The following is a 1990-nucleotide window of genomic DNA, read 5'->3' on the forward strand; positions in this document are numbered from 1 at the left end:
CCCTCTCCCCCCTCTCCCCCCTCTCCCTCTTATCTTCATCATTTTATAGTTCACTCAGGGTGATCTAGTGTGCTAAATCCCTACTTGTGATATAATAAGCAACTAATTACTATAGCCTCCTCGATCGAACCTTCATGTTTAAACCACTATCAGACTTAGTAAAATCCTTTGGCAATGAATCAGGTAATTTGTTGGCAAATCGTTATCAGTTGGTTCATCAAATTGGGAAAGGTGCTATGGGGCAAGTATATAAAGCCATTGATAAATCATCAGGGGATACCATTGTCGCCATTAAATTCTTATCTCAAGCATTGCTAGACGAGAAAATGCGATCGAGATTTGAAACGGAAGCGAAAATAAGTGCCTTATTAGGAGAGCAAAGTCAACATATTGTCAAGGTAAAAGATTACGGTATCGGCAATGATCAAGTACCCTTTTATGTGATGGAATATATGGAAGGTGAAGATTTAGATCAATTAGTCAAGAAAAAATCCCTATCCGTAGCAAAATTTTTATATTTAACCCGTCAAATTTGTTTAGGGTTGGAATGCGCCCATAATGGTATTTTAGTAAATGGAGAGTTAGCACCCATTATCCATCGAGACATTAAACCAAGTAATATATTCTTAGCACGAGATGCTAATAAAAATATCATCGTCAAAATATTAGACTTTGGTATTGCTCAAATTCATGAACCAAGTCAAGGAACAACACAACAGCACTTCATGGGGACTCCTGAATACTGCTCTCCTGAGCAAATGGCGGAGGAAGAATTAGCCCCCACATCGGATATTTATAGTTTAGGGGTGTTAATGTATCAAATGTTGAGTCAAAAAAAGCCCATTATGGCGGAAAATAGAACTTTTCAATCATGGTATAAAGCCCATCAAGAATTGACTCCTCAACCTCTTCCTAGTTACTTGCAATTACCGCCAAATTTGGAATCCATCATCATGAAATGTCTTGCCAAATCTCCTCTCGATCGACCTCAAAGTATAGGCGAAATTTTAAGAGTTATTACACCTTTAGAAAGGGAATATAATAAACCCACTGATGAGGGTAATTCTTTTGGTTATTCAGCCGTCAAAACCCCTCAAAACAAAGAAATTTTGCCTTTACAAGAAGTTTATAAAAAGAGTAATTGGCCCAGTGATAAACCTAGAAAAAAAATAGTTTTTCCTTGTATAACAGACTCCCAAGAAGGAGAATTTGCCAGTTTATGGACAATGTTAGAATCTCAGGAAGTAAGTGTATTTAGTCCTCAAAAAACCCTGTGTTTTAATCATTTTATGTTCCAATTAAATCCTCACCCCATGATATTATGGGTAAACTTATTATATAACCGTCATTATGAGCCAAAATGGTTGCCTTGTTACCTAGATTTAAAAACAGAAACAGGGCATCAAATTAGTAATAATTTAGTTGCCAAGAATTTATATTATATTCTTTTATTTGAACTCGGTAAACCCCTTCAATATAAGCAGTTATTAACGGTTAAAATAAGCTCCGAAAAAATTAAACAACTGCAAAATTTTATTGAACAAAGTCTCTCTTTTCGAGGAGAAAGTCAACCAGAATTAAGTAAAATTTCTTTGAAAAAACAATTTGAATCTGTAAAAAGTACCATTTTATCTGCGATTAAAAAATCTAAAATATAGCAATTCTAAATCATAACAGTGTAGGACAAGATCACTTATAATTGATCATAATCTTCAGGGGGACAATTAGGAACTTTAGTTAATACCTTTTGTAATTGTTCCCAACTTCCTTGTTGTGCTTTTTCCGTCAAATAGTCTTTAGTTAACCAAGAAGATATTTGAGAAGATAAAGCCATTGTAATTAATTCTTCAACAGGAATATTTTGTTGTTTGGCTAAAGTTTCAATTTGTTGATATAGCACATCAGGAATCTGAGTGTTTAATTCCATAATTAAATGGCTCTCTTACTTTGAGTATGATAAATTATGTCTAAAAAAAGGTGTCAGGTATCA

2 protein-coding genes are annotated in these 1990 nt (G+C 34.3%); one reads left to right on the forward strand and one right to left on the reverse strand.

Going from position 1 to position 1990, the window contains the following annotated elements; all coding sequences use genetic code 11:
- Positions 1-134 precede the first annotated feature (134 nt).
- A complete protein-coding gene (locus tag ACN4EE_RS22980) occupies positions 135-1658 on the forward strand; it encodes a serine/threonine protein kinase (protein ID WP_431708837.1) in 1524 nt (507 codons plus the stop codon).
- A 35-nt stretch (positions 1659-1693) separates the two neighbouring features.
- On the opposite strand, the gene ACN4EE_RS22985 is transcribed toward ACN4EE_RS22980, so the two are convergent.
- Positions 1694-1927 (reverse strand): hypothetical protein, encoded by a 234-nt coding sequence (locus ACN4EE_RS22985; RefSeq protein ID WP_431708838.1) that lies wholly within the window; start codon positions 1925-1927, stop codon positions 1694-1696.
- Between the last annotated feature and the right edge of the window lie 63 nt (positions 1928-1990).

Source organism: Geminocystis sp. CENA526 (genome assembly GCF_050753365.1).
GTDB lineage: Bacteria > Cyanobacteriota > Cyanobacteriia > Cyanobacteriales > Cyanobacteriaceae > Geminocystis.